Source organism: Mycobacterium sp. NGS49, assembly GCF_059812565.1.
In genome coordinates this window covers 1-21,736 of record NZ_JCALCX010000019.1, presented here as the reverse complement: position 1 = coordinate 21,736, position 21,736 = coordinate 1, and the positions used below count along the sequence as shown (strand labels likewise).

15 protein-coding genes are annotated in these 21,736 nt (G+C 65.9%); 10 read left to right on the top strand and 5 right to left on the bottom strand.

Going from position 1 to position 21,736, the window contains the following annotated elements; all coding sequences use genetic code 11:
- Window positions 1–65 precede the first annotated feature (65 nt).
- From AC5Y7D_RS19925 to AC5Y7D_RS19905, 5 genes are all read left to right on the top strand, one after another.
- On the top strand, window positions 66–1,316 hold the full coding sequence (locus AC5Y7D_RS19925; RefSeq protein WP_499926964.1) for a sulfotransferase family protein: 1,251 nt from the start codon (window positions 66–68) through the stop codon (window positions 1,314–1,316).
- A gap of 55 nt (window positions 1,317–1,371) precedes the next feature.
- Window positions 1,372–2,568, top strand: a complete 1,197-nt coding sequence (locus AC5Y7D_RS19920; protein WP_499927128.1) for an MBL fold metallo-hydrolase — start codon at window positions 1,372–1,374, stop codon at window positions 2,566–2,568.
- Window positions 2,565–3,314 (top strand): SDR family NAD(P)-dependent oxidoreductase, encoded by a 750-nt coding sequence (locus tag AC5Y7D_RS19915; protein ID WP_499926963.1) that lies wholly within the window; start codon window positions 2,565–2,567, stop codon window positions 3,312–3,314. Before AC5Y7D_RS19920 ends, AC5Y7D_RS19915 begins: the two co-directional genes overlap by 4 nt.
- A 9-nt stretch (window positions 3,315–3,323) precedes the next feature.
- Window positions 3,324–3,791, top strand: a complete 468-nt coding sequence (locus AC5Y7D_RS19910) for a VOC family protein (RefSeq protein ID WP_499926962.1) — start codon at window positions 3,324–3,326, stop codon at window positions 3,789–3,791.
- Window positions 3,792–3,967: 176 nt separating this feature from the next.
- Window positions 3,968–4,126, top strand: a complete 159-nt coding sequence (locus tag AC5Y7D_RS19905) for an LLM class flavin-dependent oxidoreductase (RefSeq protein WP_499926961.1) — start codon at window positions 3,968–3,970, stop codon at window positions 4,124–4,126.
- 323 nt (window positions 4,127–4,449) lie between these two features.
- Here AC5Y7D_RS19905 and AC5Y7D_RS19900 read toward each other — a convergent pair whose 3' ends face one another.
- Window positions 4,450–4,845 (bottom strand): hypothetical protein, encoded by a 396-nt coding sequence (locus AC5Y7D_RS19900; RefSeq protein ID WP_499926959.1) that lies wholly within the window; start codon window positions 4,843–4,845, stop codon window positions 4,450–4,452.
- A 172-nt stretch (window positions 4,846–5,017) separates the two neighbouring features.
- Between AC5Y7D_RS19900 and AC5Y7D_RS19895 the strand changes: the two genes are divergently transcribed.
- Both AC5Y7D_RS19895 and AC5Y7D_RS19890 read left to right on the top strand, forming a co-directional pair.
- Window positions 5,018–5,353 (top strand): PE family protein, encoded by a 336-nt coding sequence (locus tag AC5Y7D_RS19895; RefSeq protein ID WP_499926958.1) that lies wholly within the window; start codon window positions 5,018–5,020, stop codon window positions 5,351–5,353.
- A 22-nt stretch (window positions 5,354–5,375) separates the two neighbouring features.
- Window positions 5,376–5,762 (top strand): DUF2237 family protein, encoded by a 387-nt coding sequence (locus AC5Y7D_RS19890; protein WP_499926957.1) that lies wholly within the window; start codon window positions 5,376–5,378, stop codon window positions 5,760–5,762.
- Here the strand turns inward: AC5Y7D_RS19890 and AC5Y7D_RS19885 are convergent, their stop codons facing one another.
- Window positions 5,763–7,097, bottom strand: a complete 1,335-nt coding sequence (locus AC5Y7D_RS19885; RefSeq protein ID WP_499926956.1) for a M1 family metallopeptidase — start codon at window positions 7,095–7,097, stop codon at window positions 5,763–5,765.
- Window positions 7,094–10,990, bottom strand: coding sequence for a Pls/PosA family non-ribosomal peptide synthetase (locus AC5Y7D_RS19880; RefSeq protein WP_499926955.1), 3,897 nt, complete (start codon window positions 10,988–10,990; stop codon window positions 7,094–7,096). The genes AC5Y7D_RS19885 and AC5Y7D_RS19880 overlap by 4 nt, the downstream gene beginning before the upstream one ends.
- A gap of 507 nt (window positions 10,991–11,497) precedes the next feature.
- Between AC5Y7D_RS19880 and AC5Y7D_RS19875 the strand changes: the two genes are divergently transcribed.
- Together AC5Y7D_RS19875 and AC5Y7D_RS19870 are read left to right on the top strand one after the other, a co-directional pair.
- A complete protein-coding gene (locus tag AC5Y7D_RS19875; protein ID WP_499926954.1) occupies window positions 11,498–13,048 on the top strand; it encodes a carboxylesterase/lipase family protein in 1,551 nt (516 codons plus the stop codon).
- Window positions 13,045–14,046 carry a D-2-hydroxyacid dehydrogenase family protein gene (locus AC5Y7D_RS19870; protein WP_499926953.1) on the top strand — a complete coding sequence of 334 codons (1,002 nt, stop codon included), beginning with the start codon at window positions 13,045–13,047 and terminating at the stop codon, window positions 14,044–14,046. The genes AC5Y7D_RS19875 and AC5Y7D_RS19870 overlap by 4 nt, the downstream gene beginning before the upstream one ends.
- 7 nt (window positions 14,047–14,053) lie before the next feature.
- Here the strand turns inward: AC5Y7D_RS19870 and AC5Y7D_RS19865 are convergent, their stop codons facing one another.
- On the bottom strand, window positions 14,054–14,203 hold the full coding sequence (locus AC5Y7D_RS19865) for a hypothetical protein (protein WP_499926952.1): 150 nt from the start codon (window positions 14,201–14,203) through the stop codon (window positions 14,054–14,056).
- A 30-nt stretch (window positions 14,204–14,233) separates the two neighbouring features.
- Window positions 14,234–15,292, bottom strand: a complete 1,059-nt coding sequence (locus AC5Y7D_RS19860) for an NAD(P)H-dependent amine dehydrogenase family protein (RefSeq protein WP_499926951.1) — start codon at window positions 15,290–15,292, stop codon at window positions 14,234–14,236.
- Between the two features lie 482 nt (window positions 15,293–15,774).
- On the opposite strand from AC5Y7D_RS19860, the gene AC5Y7D_RS19855 reads away from it, so the two are divergent.
- Window positions 15,775–21,736 (top strand): PPE domain-containing protein (locus AC5Y7D_RS19855; RefSeq protein ID WP_499926950.1); only part of this gene is annotated, 5,962 nt, incomplete at its 3' end.

The window sequence follows — 21,736 nt, the reverse complement described above, 5'->3', positions numbered from 1 at the left end:
CCCCGCAGCAGGGTACCGTTCCGGCGATCGCTATATTCGACGAAGTCAACGTCGAGGAGGCGTCGGTGGATGATGTCATCGACTTCGACGACCTGACGTCGCCGCAGCTGACCGACGTCCAGCGGCAGATCCTGGAATTCACCGAGTCGCGACCCGTCGATTTCAGCCCCGACAAGATGCTTGCCGAGGCCCGTGCACAGGCAGGCGCCGACGATCTCGACGACGCCGACGGCTTCACCGACCGGCTGGCCGCGCACGTCGCCGCAATCGAGAACGACGAGGGGCTGCGGCAGCTCTCCCGGTCCACCCTGCGTCAACGGGTGGTGCGGTTGCTGCGCAACCGGTTGTCGCTGACCGACCTGATCAAGCGTTATCCCGAGATCGAGTCGATCCCGATCGAAAGGCCCTACATCGTGGTCGGGATGCCGCGATCGGGCACCACGCATCTGGTGAACCTGATCGCCGCCGACCCGCACCGGCGCGCGCTGCCGTACTGGGAGAGCCAGGACCCGATACCCGCGCGAGGCGAAGGCCCGGACGCCCACGGCGTGGATCCGCGCTACACGCGGTGCAAACAGGAGCACGACGCGCTCATGGTCAGCGCACCGGTGGTGGCCGCCATGCACGACCGCTTCCCGGAGGCCATCGAGGAGGAAGTCGAGATCCTGGACCTGGACCTGGCCTCCTATGTGCTGGAATGGCATGCGCGGGTGCCGGATTGGCGCGACTACTACCTGACGCTGGACCAGCATCGGCACTACCGATACCTGCGGAAAGTGCTGCAGGCTCTGACATTTCTGCGCGGACCGCGGACCTGGGTGCTCAAGAGCCCGCAGCACTGCGAGCAACTCGGCGCGTTGACGGCGACCTTCCCGGACGCCACGGTGGCTTTCACCCACCGCGATCCGGTCGCGGTGATCCAGTCGGCGATCACCATGATGGCCTACTCCGACCGGCTGCGCCGGACCAGCATCGACCCGGGCTGGCTGTTGGACTACTGGAGCGACCGCGTGCACCGACTGCTCAGTGCATGTGTGCGTGACCGCGAACTGGTGCCGGCCGAGCGGAGCATCGACATCAGCTTCCATCACCTCGATGGCAACGAATTACCGTTGCTGACTGAGCTTTACCGCCGCGGCGGGCAGGAACTGACCGACCGGGTACGCGGGCGATTTCAGAAGTATCTGGACGCCAATCCGCGCGGTAAGCGTGGCCGGATCCGCTACGACCTGAAACGGCACTTCGGTGTCTCCCCGGAGGAATTGCGTGCGCGATTCGGCTTCTATTTCGACAGGTTCGACGTCCGCGCCGAATGAAGGAGCCACAGTGACATCCGAGCCGGTGTACCGGAGCCGCCCCGGCGCAGCTGCCATGCGCCCCGCATCCGCCGAACAAGCCGAGCAGGTCGCCCCCGGGCTGTGGTGCTCGCCGGGGTTGTCGAATGCTTATCTGCTCACCACCGAAGAGGGGCGGGTGATCGTCAACACGGGTATGGGCTTCGAGGGTCCGGTGCACCGGGCCAACTTCGACGCCGTCGACTCTTCGCCGGTGCGCTATGTCATCTTCACCCAGGGCCACGTCGACCATGTCGGTGGGCTGGACAGCGTCCGCGATCCCGACACCACCGTTGTCGCACAAGCTAACTGGAAGCTGTGGCGCGACGACAACGAACGTCTCATCCCGTATCGCGCCAGCCGCAGCGCCTTTGCCTTCAAAGAAACGCTCGCCACTGGTATCGGGGCCATCCAACAGCGTCTGGGCACCAAAAGGCTTCCCGGGCAGAGTGTTCCCGCCGTCGACCTCGACTTCGACGACACGTTGACCCTGCAGGTGGGCAACCGCCGGCTGGAGCTGATCTCGGTGCCCGGGGGAGAGACCACCGACTCGCTGGTCGTGTGGCTCCCCGAGGAGCGGATCTGCCTGTGCGGAAACACTTTCGGGCCTATCTTCGGGCACATCCCCAATCTGGTCACCATCCGCGGCGATCGGTACCGCGACGCGCTGACGGCCATAGCATCGGTCGAGCGGGTTCGTGATCTGCAGCCGGAGCTGTTGGTCACCGGCCATTTCGACCCGATCGCCGGCGCCGAGCTGATCAACTCCGAGCTGACCCGGCTGCGCGACGCCATCGAGTACATCCACGACCAGACCGTCGCCGGCATGAACGCCGGCAAGGATGTCCGTTCGGTGATGCGCGAGGTCGCGCTGCCGCCGGAATACGAAGTGGGCCAAGGCTATGGCAAGGTCAGCTGGGACGTGCGGGCCATCTGGGAGAACTACTCCGGTTGGTTCCATCACCGCTCGACCACCGAGCTCTATCCGGTCGGGTTCGACGAGGTGGCGCCCGACATTGTCGACCTCGCCGGCGCCGACGCACTCGTCGACCGTGCCCGGGCCCACCTGTGCGCGGGCCGGCCCCTGCACGCCATCCACCTCGCCGAGTTGGTGGCCCCCGACCATCCCGGTGCGCGCGAAGTGCTCAGAGAGGCGCACGAGGATCTGTTGGCCGGCAGTGCGAACTTCTGGGAATCAGCCTGGCTCAAGCAACAGATAGCGAGTAACTCATGACCGCACGCGTCAGCTTCGACTTCACCGGAACCACGGCGCTGGTCACCGGTGGCACCAGCGGCATCGGCCACGGGATCGCCACGCTGTTTCGGGACGCCGGCGCCCGGGTCGTCATCACCGGAACCAAGCCGGACGCAAGCGATTACGACGCCGATCTGTCCGGTATGACGTATCACCGGTTGCAGATCACCGACCCGGACTCCGTCGACGCGCTGACGCGGCAGTTTACCGAACTCGACGTGCTGGTGAACAACGCGGGAGCGAACTTCCCGGGAGGACTCGACGAGTCGAAGCCCGACGGCTTCGAGGCCTCGGTGGCGCTCAATCTGACCGGACCGTATCGGCTCACCGTCGGACTGCGCCGAGCCCTGAAGGCGTCCACGGCCAGCGGCGGTGCCAGCGTGGTCAACCTTGCCTCGATGTCGGCGCTGCGGGCCGTCCCGCTGGTACCCGGTTACGGTGCTGCGAAGGCCGGAATCATATGTGTGACCAGAAATCTCGCGGTGAAGTGGGCGCCGCATGGGATCCGGGTTAACGCGGTGGCGCCGGGCGCGATCGACACTCCGATGACCGCGCCCATGCATGCGGTTAGCGAACTGATGGAGGCGGAGTTGGCCCACGTCCCGCTGCGACGTTTCGGATCGGTGGGGGAGATCGCCCCCACGGTAGCCTTCCTGTGCACCGAACAAAGCAGTTACACCACCGGTGCGGTGTTCGTCGTCGACGGCGCATCGGACTGCATCTGAGGACGGAATATGGCCCTGGCGCTTCGGCCCGAAGACTTCTACCACACGGGCATCGTGGTGCCTGATCTCGACGCTGCGATGGCCCGCTTCACCGCGCTGGCCGGTTACCGGTGGATCAAGCCGATGCGCTACACGCTGCCCTTCCGCACTGGCAGGGGCACCCGTGAACTGACCTCCAACTTTGTCTACTCCGTGCAGGCCCCGTACCTCGAACTGATCCAGGAGACGCCGGGGACACCGTGGGTGGCGGCACCAGGCAACGCCGTTCACCACCTGGGCTACTTCGCGGATAACCTCGCGGAGGCCGCCAGGGGCCTGGAGGACAACGGGTTTTCCTTCGAGATGACCGCCGACGTGCCCGGCTCGACCTTGTCTATGTTCGCCTACTACGTCGATGCCGGCGGGACCCGTATCGAGATCGTCGACCGTGCATTGTTCCCCGATTTTCCGGCATTCCTGCAGGGCCAGGCCCGGTAGTCGCACCTGATCCTGACGGTGCGGCGCTTCAATTTCGCCTCGCCCCAGGTCCATCCGCGTAAGCAGAGTGAGTTACTCAATGCGGCAATGGAATTGGTGCAGTGGGGCGAGTCGCGAGGAATCACCACCGTGAGCGTCGACGAACACCATGTGACCGGTGGAGCTGCAATCCCATCATGGCCGCGTCGATGTTTCTGGCGCGCACGTCGACGATGATCGCCAGCGTGGACTGTGCGCTCGGGCCACTGTGGAACCCCGTCCGCTTCGCCGAGGACATCGCCCTGGTGGACAACATGAGCCGCGGCCGCCTGCACACCACCGTGGGTCTGGGCTAACGCAACGTTGAATTCGACTCGCTGGGCGTAGATTTCGTGCGGCACGGCAAGCGGGATGATCTACCTGCACGAGGACCCCGACCGGGCCTGGGCGGAGCTGGGCGAGCACATCCTGTGGGAAGCGGTCACCTACGGCGGATGGTCAGCCGAGGAACGCTCCCTGATGCACCTGTGCACCTGCCCGGGGCGCCGACTCTTACGGGCCTATCGTGCTGGATCCGCTGGTCGGGGGCATGCCCCATCGACCAGGCGTGGAGGCCTCGGGGCCGCGGCGGCCGGCATTTTGGGGTCGCTCGCGGTGAAAAGGTGCTGGGGCCCAGCGGCTAGAGGCCGAACGAAGAGGGCGGCGGCGGCGCAAACTCCGTCACCAGCACCGGAAGCGAGATGGCCGCAGTGCCACCGGTCACCACCAGCACCCAGCGGCCGTCGCTGGGCAGACGCAACTGGAGCTCGAAGAAGGCGAACCCGGGGAACTCGGCGACCGAGGCCTCCGGTACCTCGAACTCCAGGCGGATCGGGTCCTCGTCGGTCGGCGGTCGCATCTCGATCTTGAGCGTCCGGTCCTCGTTCCCCGGCTCGGCCTGAGTCAACACCACCAGCACGAACCGGGCCGACCGATCGGGGCCGAGCGCGAATCGGGACAGCACTCCACCCGACACATTGAGTTTGTTGTCGACGACGGCGGCCGCGTCGGCCAGGAAAGCGCCCGTAAGTATCACGCCGATGAACCTAGTCCATCTGGGTGGCCCACTGCATGTGCCCCTGCAAGCCGAGCGATCCGGCCGAACCGAACACACGAAATGAATGCCTACCTCAAGCCTTGTTGACGCAAACAATATCCCATCAATACTATTATGGCAGTTGTCGTTCTTTGCACTACGGGAGACGCCAATGCAGTCCATGACTTTCAGCTCGGCTACCACCGACATCGGCTCGCAGATTTCGGACAACGCATTCGGAGGTCTGCAGGCCGGCGCAACTGCCGCCGATGTACTGACCTCACTGCTGCCCGCCGGCGCGGACGAGGTCTCCGCGCAGGCCGTAACGGCATTCACCAGTGACGCAGCCCAGGTGATCGCGCTGCACCAGGCCGCTCAGCAGGAGCTGATGCGAGTAGGTGCGGCCATCGGCGACATCGCCCGGATGTACTCGGATGTGGACGCCGAAGCTGCACAGAGCGTGATGGGAATCGGCCTGCAGTTGGGCACCAGCATGTCTGGGGTTTGACGCAACGCGCGATACTGGGCCCATGCCTGATCGCAACGTGCTGGGTGGCCCGTTGGAACCGTGCGGCACCGAGCCGGTCACCGGCTTCTATCGTGACGGCTGCTGCAGCACCGGGGACGAGGACCGTGGATTGCACACCATCTGCGCGGTGGTGACCACCGAATTCCTCGAGCATCAGCGTGCCATCGGCAACGACTTGTCAACGCCCATACCGGAGTACCGGTTTCCCGGGTTACTGCCGGGCGACCGCTGGTGCGTGACGGCCCGCAATTGGCTGCGGGCCCACCACGACGGCTGCGCCGCTCCGGTGGTGCTGGCTTCGACGCACGAGCGCACGCTCGAGGTGGTGCCGCTCGAGGTCCTGCAGTCACATGCGGTGGACGTGCCGGACGACCTGGCTAACCTGTAGTCAGGGGACTTCCGTCGAATAGAGCCAGGCTTGCCAGAGCGGCCGCAACGACTGGTTGGTGTAGTTGGCGGCCAGCCCGGTGAAGTCGTCCGTGGTGGCGGTGCCGTGCCGATACCGGGTCGTCCAGTCCTGCATCAGCGCAAAGAACTTCTCGTCACCCAGCCGCTCGCGCAGCGCATGCAAGGTGAGCGCGCCACGCTTGTATACGCGGTCGTCGAACATGCGCCGTGGCCCGGGATCGGCGAGTACCAGGTCCTGCGGCTTCTGACGCAGCTGGTCATGGTGGTGTCGGGCCAGTTCATCGGAGTCCGGGCCGCCACTGCGCTCCGACCACAACCACTCGGCGTAGGTGGCGAACCCTTCGTGCAACCAGATGTCGCGCCACCGGCGCGCGGTCACCGAGTTGCCGAACCACTGGTGGGCAAGCTCGTGCGCAATGAGCCGCTCGCTGGCTCGCGTGCCGTCGCAGTGATTGGCGCCGAAGATCGAAATGCCTTGGGCCTCAAGCGGAATCTCCAGCACATCGTCGGTGACCAGCACGGTGTACCCGTCGGCGAGCGGGTATGGCCCGAACAGCTCGACGAACAGCTCCATCATCTCGGGCTGGCGGGCGAAGTCGTGGTCGAAATTCTCTTCGAGCCGATGGGGCAACGCCGCCCGGATGGGCACCGGCGTCCTGGCCAGCCGGAGCGACTCGTAGACACCGATCTGCAACGTGACCAGATAGGTCGATGTCGGCTCCGGTTGTTCGTAGGTCCAAACGGTCTGCGACGCCCGCGCCCGGCGCGAGACCAGCTTGCCGTTGGCGATCGCCCGGTACGCACTCTCGGTGCTGATCTGAATCCGGAAGGCGGCCTTGGCGCTGGGATGGTCGTTGCAGGGGAACCAGGAAGCCGCCCCGTTGGGTTGCCCGGCCACCAGGGCACCTTCGGTCAACTCCTCGAATCCCACTTCGCCCCATAGGGTTCGGAGTGGCTTGGGGGTGCCGCCATAACGCACCACCACCGACATTGCGGAGCCGGACGCCAACTTCGACGCCAAGACGATACGCAACTTGCCGCCGCGACAACTGAACCGGGCGGCGCGCTTACCGTTCACCGAAACCCTGGACACCGACAACGCGCTGGACAGGTCGAGGCTGAAATCCAACAATTCGGTCAAGGCCACCGCGGTAATGGTCGCCGTGCCCGACAACCGATTGATGGCGACCTTGTACTCGAGATCGAGTTCGTAGCGCGACACCGCATAGCCGAAGTTGCCGTTCTGCGGCAGATACGGATCCAGCGGATCGGCTCCGACCCCGTTCTTGGCGGACTTGCGCACCGGTGACTTCACGCCGCGTCGTCCTTGACGTCCACCGTGTTCTTGCGGCCCTTCTTCCGAGGCACCCAGGGTCGCACCGGATTACCTTGCCACCGCGTCGATGCCGGCACCTCGTCACCGCGTACCACCAGTGATGCCGGACCGACGGAAGCTCCGGCGCCCAACCGGGCGGCGGGCAGTGCAACGCAGTGCGGACCGAGGGTGGCACCCGATTCCAGCACCACGCTGTCCATCCGCATGATCCTGTCGTGGAACAGGTGCGTCTGCACCACGCACCCGCGGTTGACGGTGCTGCCCTCGCCGAGGACGACCAGGTCGGCCTCGGGCAGCCAATAGGTTTCACACCATGTGCCGCGTCCGACCTTGGCACCCAAACCGCGCAACCACAGGTTCATCACCGGTGTTCCGCTGGCGGCACGCGCAAACCACGGGGCCGCAACGGTTTCCACGAATGTGTCGGCAAGTTCGTTGCGCCACACAAACGACGACCACAGCGGGAACTCGCCGGACTTGATCCGGCCGACCAGCGCCCACTTCGCGGCGACCGTCACCACTCCGGCGATCGCGCCCGCGCCCAACAACACCAGCCCGCCGGCCAGCGCTGCCCACCAGATTCCGAAAGCAATTGTCAGTGCCTGCAATGTGCCCAGCACCGCCACCCCGATCGCGACCGTCACCATCACCGCGAGCAACCGGCCGATCTCCACCGCGGCCCGCATCCACTTCAACCGGGCAGGGGGACGGTAAGTCGTCTCCTCGTCGGCCTCGGCCGGGCGCCGGCGCAGGCGCATCGGCGGACTGCCCAACCACGACGAGCCGCGCTTGGCCTTCGGCGGTGTCGCCGACAGCACCGCGACCAGACCGTCGTCGGGAACCCGGCGGCCGGGCTGGGTGATCCCCGAGTTGCCCAGGAATGCGCGCCGGCCGACGGTGGTCTCGGCCACGTAGATCCAGCCGCCGCCGAGCTCGTACGAGGCGACCATGGTGTCGTCGGCCAGGAATGCCCCGTCCTCGATTACGGCGAACTTGGGAGTCAGCAAGACCGTGGAGATCTCGGTGCCCCGGCCGACCCGGGCACCCAGGATGCGCAGCCAAACCGGGGTGAACAAGCTGGCGTACAGGGGGAAAAGGTAGTTGCGCGACGCGTCCATCAACCGCTCGGTGGTCCACAACTGCCAGCCCGCGCGGCTGCGCACCGGGTGGTAGCCCTCACGCAGCCCGACCGACAGCACCCGCACGGTCACCACCGTCACCACCGCGTAGGCAGCGAACCCGACCAGCGCGGCCGCCGGCGTCCACAGCAGCGCGGGTAACACCGCCTCCGACAGGGTCCGGGTGCGGTGCACGGCCGAGGCGATGATGGCCAGCCCGCCGGCCAGGGCCAGCAGCGGCAACCCGGCCAGCACCAGCGACGTCAATCCGTAGCCGACTACCCAATACGACTTGCGGGCCGGCCGCTCGTCCGGCCACGGGTGATTCACCCGGCCCGACTTGGCCGCCGGCGAGCCCTTCCAATACTGGCCGTTCTTGATCTTGTCGATCACCCCGGAGCCCGGGGCCACGTCGGCGTTCTTGCCGACGACCGCGCCGGGCAGCAGGGTCGTGCGCGCGCCGATCGTCGCGTCATTGCCGATCGTGATCGTGCCGACGTGGAACACGTCCCCGTCGACCCAGTGTCCGCGCAGGTCCACCTCGGGTTCGATCGCGCTGCGCTGGCCGACGGTCAGCATGCCCGTCACCGGAGGCACCGAATGCAGGTCCACCCCCTTGCCGATCTCGGCGCCCAGCGCCCGGCCGTAGTAGACGAGCCAGGGTGCACCCGCCAGGTTTTCCGCACCGCTTGCTTCAGCCAGCCGTTCGGCCAACCACACGCGCAGGTGCACCGACCCGCCGCGTGGGTAGCTGCCCGGCTTGACGTTCCGCAGCAGCAGTCGGGCGAACAGCACCGCGATGCCCATCCGTCCCAGCGGGGTGACGAACAGAACGAACGCGCTCGCCACCACCCACCAATTCACCGCCACCGTCCACGGCACCAGGTGCACAGCACGCGCCATGTTGTTCCCCAACGCCAGCCAGGTAAGCCATTGCAGCGCCGACAGCGTCGCCAGCGGCACGGTCAGCGCGGTCTGGGTCAACTGGGCCGGCCGCGGCGTCGGCTTCACCACCCGCTCGTCGACCGGCGGGGGCGGACCGAGTTCGTCGAGAAAAGCGGCGAGCGAGCCCAGCCGCGGATGGTCGTACAGGTCGGCGACGGTGAGCTGCGGGTACTGCTGTCGCAACGTGGCAACCAGCTGCGCGGCGGCCAGCGAGCCACCGCCGAGGGCGAAGAAGTCGGCTTCCTGCCCCGTTATGTTGGCGCCGAGCAGATCCCGCCATATGCCGGCCAGCCGGCCCGCCGTGCCGGCCAAGTCGGCGGCCTCCTCGGTGTCGGTGCTGCCCGGCGGCGGCCAGGGCAATGCGTCTCGATCGACCTTGCCCGAGGTGCGGGTGGGCAGCTCCGCGATGCGCACCAGCCGGGGCACCAGTGCGGCGGGCAGGTGCTCGGCGAGTTCGCTGCGCGCCGCGGCGATATCGAAGGACGGGTCGGCGCTGACCACGTACCCGACCAGGACCGCGGTGCCGGTCGCGGTGCGCCGTACCGCCGCCGCACCGCCGCTCACCCCGGTGAGGTTGACCAGTGCGGAGTCCACCTCGCCGAGTTCGATGCGTCGGCCCCCGACCTTGACCTGGTCGTCGGCGCGACCGCAGAAGTACAACCCGTCGGCCTCCAGTCGCACCAGGTCACCGCTGCGGTAGGCCCGCTGCCAACCGAGTGTCGGCATGGGAGCGTACTTCTCGGCGTCCTTGTCGTCGTCCAGATAGCGGGCCAGGCCGACACCGCCGATCACCAGCTCGCCCGTCTCGCCGTAGCCGACCGGCCGGCCCTCGCCGTCGAGGACGGCCAGATCCCACCCGCGCAGCGGCAGTCCGATGCTGATGGTCCCCGACCCGTCGAGCCGGGCGGCGCAGGCGACGACGGTGGCCTCGGTGGGGCCGTAGGTGTTCCACACCTCGCGACCATCCACCGCCAACCGTTCGGCAAGCTCGGGCGGGCAGGCCTCGCCGCCGAAGATCAGCAGCCGCACCGCCTCCAGCGCCTCGGCGGGCCACAGCGCCGCCAGTGAGGGCACGGTCGAGACCACGGTCACGTCGCGGGTGACCAGCCAGGGTCCGAGGTCCATCCCGCTGCGCACCAGCGATCGCGGTGCGGGAACCAGGCAGGCGCCGTGCCGCCACGCCAGCCACATCTCCTCACACGACGCGTCGAATGCCACCGACAGCCCGGCCAGCACGCGGTCGCCGGGGCCAATGGGACTGTCCTGCAGGAACATCTGCGCCTCGGCGTCAACGAAGGCGGCAGCGCTGCGATGGCTGACCGCCACCCCCTTCGGCGTTCCGGTAGATCCGGAGGTGAAGATGATCCACGCGTCGTCACGGGCCAGTGGGGCCTCGGCCCGCCAGCCGCGCGACGCACCCCGGGTGCGCTCGATGCCCTTGTCGGTGATGACGGCGACGACGTTGGCCTCCCGGAACACCAGTTCGGCACGTTCGTCGGGATCGTCGGCATCGACGGGCACATAGGCGGCACCGGCGGCCAGGACGGCGAGGATCGCGGTGTACAACGAATAGCTACCCGAAGCCATCCGGATACCGATCCGGTCGCCGCGCCCGATGCCCCGGGCGGCCAGCCATGCCACGCTGTCGGACATGTCCTCGATGAGCTCGCTGTAGGTGAGCTGCACCTCCCCGTCGTCGATGGCTGCAGCGTCCGGGTAGCGCTCGGCGGTGGCTCGGATGATGTCGATCAACGTGCGCGGCCTCGGAGCGTCAGCCGAAAGCAGGTACTGCGCTGGGATCTCGGGCACGCATGGAACCCTACCCACGCCGGCGGGCCGCGCGAGTCGGGCGCCGCCTGCCGGCGGCGCGGCTGGTCTTCCCGCGTGATCGAGAAAGTACCGGGCTGGTGCGAAGTCGATTTCTGACATGATTTTCATCCGTCCCTCGGGTCCGCCGTGTGGAATGGCTCTGTGCGGCTTGCAGTGCCGCTCGCTTCCGGCCGGCAATGAAAGCGGCTGGCAAACACGTTCTTTCCGCGGTAAATGCCGCTTTTATCGCTAATTCGGCCGTCGCAGTTGGGAATTCGCGCCGACGCTGACAGGAGGAACGTGTTCTCCGCCACAACGCGTGGTCTCGCAGCCGAAACCGGACCGTTTCGAGATGGTTCCATTAGCCGATCCGTATCGGGCTGAAACCGGAAGTCCAGGTGCAGCTGTCCGGCGACCAGGCGCCGGGGCTAATGTCGAATCCCGTGTCGTGCCGGTGCCGTCGCAAGAGAAGTCGCGGCGCAACTCACACGGCAGGAAGGTGAGTCCATGGACGATCGCGGCGGATCGGGGGTGGAAGTCGCCGTCGAGTCAGGCGTCGTCAGCGGACGGCGTTTCGGCGACGTCCACCTGTGGCGCACGATTCCCTATGCGGCTCCGCCGGTCGGGCGGCTGCGCTTGCGGGCGCCTCAACCCGTTGCGCCGTGGACCGGCGTTCTCGACGCGACCCGATTCGGCTTCGCGGCGCACTCCCACCGGTTCAGTTCGCCGCTGGGCATACTCAAGCGGCAGGTACAGCATGAGGACTGCCTGACGCTCAACGTCTGCGCGCCGGCCGAGCCCGGCTCGCCCCTTCGCCCGGTTCTGGTGTTCATCCACGGCGGCGGCTATTTCGAGGGCACCTCCGCGCTGCCGGTGCACGACCCCAAGCCCTTGGTGGCCAAGTTCGGCATCGTGCTGGTGACCGTCAACTACCGCCTGGGCGGGCTGGGGTTCGTCGATTTCTCTCAGTACGCGTCGGAGTTCGAGTCCAACCTCGGTCTGCGCGACCAGGTCGCCGCCCTGGCGTGGGTGCGGCGCAACATCGCCGCCTTCGGCGGAGATCCCGACAATGTCACCGTGTGGGGTCAGTCCGCCGGTGCGAGCGCCGTGCTGACCCACCTCACGCTGCCGGCCGCGCGCGGCTTGTTTCACCGCGCCATCGCCCAGAGTCCGGTGCCCGATGCCGTGCGCACGCCCGCGCAGGCCGCCGAAACTGCTCGTCGATGCGTCGAGGCGCTCGGCGCCGACTCAGCCGGGGCCGCCGAGGTCTTGCGCAATGCGCCGGCCACCGCCATCACCAGGGCGGCGATTCAGGTCATGATGACGGCGGCGCGTGAGGTTCCGTGCCAGATGTCACTGGCGCCGGTCATCGATGGCGACTTCCTGCCCGAGGATCCGACGACGGCGATCGCGGCCGGCCGCGCCGAGCGCGTGCCGCTGCTGATCGGCTCGATGCGCGACGAGCTGGGTCACGCGGGTTGGGGCCCGGTGCGACGCGTGGTCGACATCGTTCCGACCACCCCGGCGCGGGTGGACCGCATGTTCACCGCTACCGATCCGGGCGCCCGTTCGAGGGTGCTGGCCCACTACCCGGATTATCCGAGCCCGTCGGCATTGATCCGGCTGGCCACCGACTGCTTCTTCGTGCGGCCGATGATTGCGGTGGCCGAGGGACACGCCCGCCACGCGCCGACGTACCTCTACCGCCTCGACTACGCCCCGTCGGTGTTGCGATGGATCGGCATGGGCGCCATCCATGCCACCGACGTGCCGATGGCGTTCGGCTCTGAAATGCCGGCCCTGCAACTGCTCACGATCGGCGAGCGTCGGCGGTATGAGTCGGTGCGCGACTTCGTGCAACAACGCTGGATCCGATTCGTGCGGACGGGTGCGCCCGGCTGGGCGCCGTATTCCGGCGACCAGGCCGCATTGGTCATCGACGGTCCCCATCCTCGCCTGGTTCCGGGCCTGCACGACAGCACGCGGGAGGCGTGGCGACACTACGCGGGCCCACAGCGGGGGCCGCAATTCCCGGCCGCGCACCAGGAAGAGCATTGACGCCGGCCCGCACGCCACAGGTGGCGATACTCGACGACTATGCGGGTGCCGCGCTGGAACTCGCCGACTGGGCCGCGGTGCAGGAACGGGCCCGGATCACGGTTTTCGGCCGGCACCTGCGCGAGGAACAGGCAGCCGAGTTGCTGCGGCCGTTCGACGTGGTATGCACCATGCGCGAGCGCATGGCGCTGCCCCGCACCCTCATCGAGCGGCTGCCGAACCTGAAGTTGATCACCATCGTCGGCCGGAGCCTGCCCAACCTGGACCTGGCCGCGGCCACCGAGCGCGGCGTCTTGGTCGCGCACTCGGACTTCGCCCATCCCCGATTTGCCGCTGTCCGCGACGCTACGCCCGAGCTGGCATGGGGGCTGCTGATCGCGACGGTGCGCAATCTGGCCGAGGAGCACCGGCGCATGCGTGCCGGTGCGTGGCAGACGACGACCGGGATGACGCTGCACGGCAGGACGCTGGGACTGCTGGGTCTTGGCCGGGTGGGCAGGCGGATGGCCGGGTATGGCAAAGCCTTCGGCATGGAGGTGATCGCCTGGAGCCAGAACCTCACCGACGAGGCGGCGTCGGCCGTCGGCGCCCGCCGGGTCGACAAGGCGGCGCTGTTCGCAGAATCCGACGTCGTCTCCATCCATGTGGTGCTCTCCGAACGCACACGTGGTCTGGTCGCCGGACCCGAGCTGGCGCTGATGAGGCCGAACGCTTTCCTGGTCAATACTTCTCGCGGCCCGATCGTCGATGAGCCGGCCCTGATCGCTGCGCTGCGGGGCAATCGAATCGCCGGGGCGGGGCTCGATGTCTTCGATGTCGAGCCGCTACCGGCCGAGCATCCCCTGCGGGAGCTACCGAACGTCACGCTGTCGCCCCACCTCGGGTACGTGACCCGCGAAATGCTTGGTTCCTTCTACGCCGACACCGTGGAGGCTGTGGTGGCGTGGCTGCAGGGCTCACCGCTGCGCATCGCCAACCCCGCGGCGTTGCCGGCCTAGCCGGCGCTCACGACCAGGCACCGCGTTGCCAGTAGGAACTGTTGATCGCCTGCATGGCCTCGGTCACGTAATGGTCCAGCGAGCGTGACGTCCCGTGCTGGCGTATCCACCGCTGGAACGCGAAATCACCTGCGGCGAAGCCAAGTTGGACCAGCAATAACTCATCGCGCTCGGCCCGCCAGGTTCGTCATGCGCGCCCGGCGATCAGCGGCAGATCGAGATAGGTCTTGATGCCCGGCGCGGCCGGGCAGACGTAGGGAATTGCGTTGACGCAGTGATTGGCGGTGGCCACCACGCCCGGATTGCGGCGCAGCCCTTCGGCGATGGTCTGTGGTTGCAGGCCCTTGAAGGTCAGGCTCACGCTGGGATCACCGGTGATCTCGACCTCGAAGCGCTCACCCTGTTCGCCGAACGTCCAGGCCGGTTCCAGATTGTCCTCACCCATCAGCCAGTTGACGGCCGCGGTGATCACCGGTTCTCCGTCGGCGATCGCCTGCCAGCGGAACCGGCGCGCCGCCACCGTTCCCTTGGTGATGGCAACCGGTTCGTAGTCGATGTCGCCGGTCGCGACCGCGATCTCCTGGATCGTCCTGATGGTGGGATCGATCCGAAAACCCATGTGGTCGGCGATCATTCGTACCGACTGCTTGAATCCCGCTTCCAGCAGGCCGGCCATCGGCCCCTGCACCGCCGCTTCGGGGGGGCCGCCGAATCCCATGATGTGGCGCACCACATCCGGTGCGTTGTAGGTGCGGATGTCGGAGAACTCCTCAGCGCGTACGTGGGTGACTGCTGCGGAAAGCGACGACACCATCAGCGGGAAACGCTCGGTGATGCCGCCGGGATGGATACCCGAACCGTGCAGTGTGACCCCGGCCTCGACCGCGGCGTCGGCGATGGCCCGGACTCGAGGGCTGTCCAAGTCGGGGTACACCCAGCCCACCGGGGTCACGACGTTCTTGCCTGACCGCAGGATCGCGATGACTTCCTCGTCGTTGGGTACCAGGGGGCTGTACATCACGCAGTCGGCATCCAACGCCAGCACCTCGTCGATGCTGGTGGTTGCCGTAACCCCCACCGGGTCGGCGCCCAGAATGTGCCCGACGTCGAGGCCGTTCTTGTCGGCGCTGTGCACCCAGCACCCGGCCAGCTCCAACTCGGGATGGTTGAGCACGCACTCGATGGCGGCCTTGCCGACCCCGCCGGTGGCCCACTGGATGACACGGAAACTGGACGGGCTGCGCATCCGGCACCTCCGAAACGACCGTGCAATCTCACGGCAGACCTGCCTGAATGACAGCAACTGTCACCGTATCCGAAGGGGGTCTGGGCCCAGGTGCGCGTCAAGGGACCAGGCAACCGGACGCCGGCGGGAGCACCGAATTCCTGGCCATCATTTTGAATCTAAGATCCGCGATTTTGGATTCAATACAGCGGCACTCGTAAACTCTGAAACGGACGGAGTGCGCCTTAACTCGGTCTGGAGTCGATCCTGAATGCGACTCGGGCCCACACTCCTGCCAACGCCGCCGTCACCCCACCGGAGCCACTTGATCAGTTGAATTCTTTGCATCGGCGCGGCCCCGAGATGGCCGACCAGAAATATTTGACTTCGGGGCAAAATCGGGACCATTCGGCCGTCATTTGCTACATAATCAGCCATCCCGACAGGTGCTGACGGACGGCAATGTGGCCTCAGTGGTCCAGGACTTCAATGACGGGCGGGCAATGAGTTTTGCGGTATTACCCCCAGAGATCAATTCCGCACGGTTGTATCTGGGGGTAGGCCTTGGCCCGACGATGGCCGCGGCGGCGGCCTGGAAGAGCCTGGCCACCGAGCTAGGGTCGGCCGCGTCCGTATTCGGTGCGGTGACCGCGGGTCTGGCCGGTGCCTCGTGGCAGGGGCCGGCCGCCGCAGCGATGACGGGCGCCGCCGCGCCATACCTTGGGTGGCTGAGCGCGGCGGCCGAGCAGGCCGAGCAGACCGCGATCCAGGCGCGGTTGGCCGCGGCCGCATTCGAGGCAGCGCTGGCCGCGACGGTGGATCCACAGCTCATCGCGGCCAACCGCCGGGCTGTCGTGCAGATGGTGTTGACCAATCTCTTCGGGCAGAACGCGCCGGCGATCGCAGCGGCCGAGGGCCACTACGAAGAGATGTGGGCCCAGGACGTAGCCGCCATGTTCGACTACCGGGCGGGGGCGGCTGCGGCCGTCTCCGCCTTGACACCTTTCACCGCGGTACCGAGCCTGGCGGGTGCGCTGCCCGCCGGCGCGGCCGCCGCGACGCAATTCGGCTTCCGCAACCTCGGCCTGGCCAACAGTGGTCAGGGCAACATCGGCAACGCCAACCTCGGTGACTTCAACTTCGGTTTCGGCAACATCGGCAGCGGCAATGTCGGGAGTGGCAACCGGGGCAGCTCCAACTACGGCAGCGGCAACCTCGGTAGCGGAAACTTCGGGTTCGGAAATGTCGGGCCCGGGCTGACGGCCGCGCTGAACAACATCGGCATCGGCAATACCGGCAGCGGCAACAGGGGATTCGGCAACACCGGCAACTTCAACATCGGCTTCGGCAACACTGGTGACAACAACATTGGAATCGGGCTCACCGGTAATGGGCAATTCGGCATCGGCGGACTGAATTCCGGAACCGGCAACATCGGCTTGTTCAATTCCGGAAGCAACAACATCGGTATCGGAAACTCCGGTACCGGCAACTTCGGTATCGGGAACTCCGGGCACAGCTACAACACCGGCATCGGCAACTCCGGCGATGCCAACACCGGCTTCTTCAACTCCGGCATAGCCAACACCGGATTCGGCAACGCCGGCAACTACAACACCGGCAGCTTCAATCCAGGCAGCACCAACACCGGCGGCTTCAACCCGGGCAACGTCAACACGGGCTACTTCAATACCGGCAGCTACAACACTGGCGTCGCGAACTCCGGCAATGTCAATACCGGCGTCTTCATCAGCGGCAACTTCAGTAACGGTGCGCTGTGGCGGGGCGATTTCCAGGGCCTGTTTCTGGGTGGTACCGGCCTCGGCAACTCCACCACCGTTCCGTCGTCAGGATTCTTCAACAGCGGCACCGGGAGCGCATCCGGCTTCGGTAACACCGGAGCGGCTACTTCCGGTTTCCTCAACGCGGCCCTGGATGCGATCGGCACCAATTCCGGGTTCTCCAATAGCGGGGTGCTGGCCTCCGGCTTTTTCAACATCGGCAACACGGTGTCCGGCCTGGAGAATGTCAGCTTCGAACCGATTACGACGACCGCCTTCATCTCCGGTGTGTTCAACAGTGGCAGCAATGTGGCGGGCTTCTTCCGCGGTCCGGAGGCGCCGGGAAACTCCGGTGTGAACAACCTGGGCCTGGGCAATCTCGGCAACACGAATGTCGGGAACGGCAATCTCGGCAACGCAAACCTGGGCTTCGGAAATCTCGGCAACTCGAACCTGGGGGCAGCCAACCTGGGCAACCTCAATTTCGGCTCCAGCAACATCGGGAACCAGAACTTCGGCAGCGCGAACATCGGATCGTTCAACGTCGGATCCGGCAACCTGGGCGGTTCCAACATCGGCTGGGCCAACCTGGGCGCCAACAACCTGGGATGGGCTAACGCAGGCAGCTTCAATCAGGGTTTCGCGAACACCGGCAGCAACAACATCGGATTCGCGAACACCGGCAACAACAGCGTCGGCATCGGCCTCGCCGGCGACGGTCAGATCGGCATCGGCGGCCTGAACTCAGGGGCGGCCAACTTCGGCCTGTTCAACTCCGGCACGGGCAACGTCGGGCTGTTCAATTCTGGCACCGGGAACGTCGGGATCGGGAACTCTGGGACCGGGAACTGGGGCTTGCTCAACGCAGGGATCCAGAACACCGGAATCCAGAATCCGGGCATCGGAAATACCGGCTTCAATAATGTCGGCAACATCAACACCGGGTTCGGCAACGTCGGCAACAACAACACGGGCTGGTACAACGCCGGCGGCTTCAACACCGGCGGCTTCAACGTGGGCAACACCAACACCGGCAGCTACAACGTCGGCAACACCAATACCGGCGGCTACAACGCGGGGAACGTCAACACCGGCTTCTTCAACACCGGCAACTTCAACAACGGGTTCTTTGAAGAGTTCGACAACGCCGGTCATTTCGGCATCGACCTCTCCTACGAGACACCCGAACTGCCGATAAACCAGTCGATGGTCATCCCGATAAACCAGGTCATCAACATCCCGAGCCAGGTGATTCCGCTGACCGTGGACGGGCAGATCATCCCGAAGACCAACATCCTGCCGACCGACGACACACCCGGCGGTGTGCTGTTCTTCGGCCCGATCATTCTCGGGGCCTCCTCGCTGACCACGCCCGCGGTGACAATCACCATCGGCGGACCCTCCATCAACATCCCGATCAACATCTTCGGCGCGCTGGAAAAGGGCGAGATCATCTTCTTGCGGATCCCCGCGGCGCCGGGTTTCGGGAATTCGACTACCAACCCGTCATCGGGCTTCTTCAATTCCGGAAGCGGCGGTGTATCGGGGCTGGCAAACCTCGGAGCCAACGTTTCGGGCGTCTTCAACAGTGCGTTCGACGGAGCGGTGGGAAGCTCCGGCCTGCTGAACTACGGTTCGCTGCTGTCCGGCATCGCCAACCTCGGCGACACCATGTCGGGCGTCTACAACACCAGCTTGCTGAACGCCGGCGCGGCCAATGTCTCGGGCATCTTCAACCTCGGCGTCGACATGTCCGGGGTATTCAACACCCCGGCGGGGCCGATCTTGAACTTCGGTCTGGCCAACAGCGGGGCGTGGAACTTCGGCAGCGGCAACACCGGTGACCTCAACCTGGGTAGCGGTAACCTCGGAGACGCAAACTTCGGCCTGGGCAACGTCGGCGACAGCAACTTCGGCAGCGCCAATATCGGCGACGCGAACGTCGGCCTCGGCAACGCGGGCCCCGGACTGACCGCCGGCAGCGGCAACGTGGGCGCCGGAAACACCGGCAGCCGGAATTACGGCTGGGGCAACACCGGCGACGGCAACATCGGCTTCGGCAACACCGGTAGCAACAACATCGGCATCGGGCTCACCGGCAACGGCCAATTCGGCATCGGCGCACTGAACTCGGGCACCGGCAACATCGGCCTGTTCAACTCCGGCACCGGCAACATCGGAATCGGAAACTCGGGCACCGGCAACTTCGGCATCGGGAACTCCGGCAGCTACAACACCGGAATCGGCAACACCGGCAGCACGAACACCGGTTTGTTCAACGCGGGCCTCGTCAACGCCGGCGTAGCCAACGCGGGCAACTTCAACACCGGGCTGTACAACACGGGCAGTACCAACACCGGCATCACCAATCCCGGCGACTTCAATACCGGCTTCTACAACACCGGCGACTACAACACCGGCTTCGCCAACTCGGGCAATATCGGCACCGGCGCATTCATGACCGGTGACATGAGCAATGGCCTCATCTCGCGCGGCGATCAACAGGGTCACTGGAGTGTCGGCTACGCGATCGAGTTGACCGAGATTCCCGCCCACGTCACCGTGGAAGCGCCCATCAACATCCCCATAACGGCCACCTTCACCGATGCCTTCTTCAGCGGAATAACCCTGTCGGACTTTGCCTTCGGCTTCAACATCGACCTGGGCATCATCCCGCCGCTGCCGATCGAGGCGGTCACGATCGCAAGCATGACCATCCCGCAGGTGCGGGTCATCGGTCCCGAGGTCGTGTTCAACGTCGGCGCCGTGGACGGGTCGACCAAGGTGTTCATCCCGGCCACGGCCAGTATCGGACCCGCGAAATGGACGTTGTTCGAGTACAAGGCGGGCAGCGGCTTCTTCAACTCCAGCGCCCTGCCGTCATCGGGATTCTTCAACGGTGGCCCGGGCACGGTGTCGGGCTTCGCCAACTTCGGCGCCAACATCTCCGGCTTTCAAAACGCTTCGCTCGGCGTCTCGGGCTTCAACAATTACGGCTCGCTGCTCTCGGGAGTGGCGAACCTGGGCGACACGGTGTCGGGCCTGTACAACACGGGCATCGGGGCAGCCGCCAACGTCTCGGGTCTGTACAACGTCGGCGCCAACCTCGCGGGCGCGTTCTACAGCCAGCTACCCCCTCCCATGGTGGCGGTGCTCAATCTCGGCTTGGCCAATGTCGGCAACAACAACATCGGGTTCGGCAATGTCGGTGAGAACAACATCGGGTTCGGAAACACCGGTGACAACAACATCGGCTTCGGAAACCTCGGTAGCAACAACTTCGGCTTGGCCAACCTCGGCGACTTCAACATCGGCCTCGGCCATTTCGGCGACAACAACGTCGGACTGTCCAACGTGGGCAGCTTCAACATCGGCTTCGGCAACGCCGGCAACGCCAACCAGGGTGTGGCCAACACCGGCAACTCCAACATCGGCCTGGCCAACACCGGGAACAACTCCATCGGTGTCGGCCTGACCGGTGACAACCGGCAGGGCGTCGATCTCGCCGGCGGGTTGAACTCGGGCACCGGTAACACCGGGCTGTTCAATTCCGGCACCAACAATGCCGGGTTCTTCAATTCCGGCAGCGGCAACGTCGGCATCGGCAACTCCGGTACCGGCAACTGGGGGATCGGCAACACCGGCGCCGTCAACACCGGCTTCTTCAACCCGGGCGATGTCAACACCGGCTTCTTCAACGCCGGCATGGTCAACACCGGCCTCGGCAACACCGGCAACTACAACTCGGGCAGCTTCAACAGCGGGGACTTCAACACCGCCGGCTTCAACCCCGGCTCCTACAACACCGGCTGGTGGAACACCGGTAACTACAACACCGGGTTCGCGAACTCGGGGAACGTGAACACCGGCGCACTGAACGCGGGCAACTACAGCAACGGCCTCTTCTGGCGCGGCGACTTTCAGGGCCTGTGGGGTATCGAAGCTTCCGAAAGCATTCCGGACACCGCCATCCCGGTGAAGCTGCACATACCGATCCACCTCTACATCCCGATCACCGGCAGGCTGGGCACCGTCACAGTCCAGAGCTTCTCGCTGCCGGCGATCTCCGCCGACATCACGTTCTTCGACCAACCAGTCGCCAACGTTCTGACGGTGAACCCCATCACGATCCCGGAGATCAGGCTTCGGCTGCCCAACATGGGCATCGAGATCGGTTCCCAAGCGCTACAACCGTTCATCGACATCAACGGCAGCGGCGGGCTGCTGCCGATCAGGCTGCAGTTCATCGACATTCCGACGGGCCCCGGATTCGGGAACAGGACAGACGTACCGTCGTCGGGATTCTTCAACAGCGGGCCGGGTACGGTATCCGGCTTCGGCAATACCGGTGCCAATATGTCCGGCCTGCTCAACGCGGGTGCACCCGGAATCTCGGGATACAAGAACCTGGGCGGGCTGGTCTCAGGTATCTCCAACCTGGGCAACACCGTCTCCGGGTTCTTCAACACCAGCACGCTGAACCTGGCGACGCCGGCCAACATCTCCGGCCTGGGCAACATCGGGACCGACATCTCCGGGTTCTTCAACAACAGCGCACTCTCCAATGTCGGTCTGGCCAACATCGGCCTCGGCAACATCGGATTCAGCAACGTCGGCGATGGAAATTTCGGCCTGGGCAACCGAGGCGACGGCAACTTCGGCCTGGGCAACCTCGGCGACAACA